The 519-nt window shown below is 42.4% G+C and carries 1 protein-coding gene; it reads left to right on the forward strand.

What is annotated here, in order from left to right; all coding sequences use genetic code 11:
- Positions 1–519: SdrD B-like domain-containing protein (locus CD122_RS10940; protein ID WP_206167769.1), on the forward strand; the 519-nt coding region annotated here is incomplete at both ends.

Raw genomic sequence — 519 nt, forward strand, 5'->3', positions numbered from 1 at the left:
GAACAACAGAAACAGTTGTAACAGATGAAAACGGATACTATGAATTCCCGAACGTACCAAACGGAGAAAGCACGATTGAATTCAAGACACCAGATGGTTATATCCCAACAACAGAGAATGTTGGCGATGATACGAAGGATTCAGATGGAACGAAGGTAACGGTAAACGTTGACGGTAAGGATGATCCAACAATCGATTCAGGCTTCATTAAAGTCTACGACTTAGGAGACAAAGTATGGTTCGACGAAGATAAAGATGGTATCCAGGATACGAATGAGTCAGGAATCGAAGGTGTTACAGTAACATTAACGAAGCCAGACGGCACAACAGTAACGACAACAACAGACGCAAATGGTAACTACATCTTCACAGACTTACCGAACGGTGACTATGTTGTAACGTTCGAAACACCGGACGGCTATAATGGTCCAACAGTAGTCAACACAGGTGATGACGCATTAGATTCAGATGGTCAAGTTGTAAACGTAACAATTCAAGACGCAGATGACATGACAATCG

The organism is Staphylococcus rostri (assembly GCF_002902145.1).
Lineage (GTDB): Bacteria > Bacillota > Bacilli > Staphylococcales > Staphylococcaceae > Staphylococcus > Staphylococcus rostri.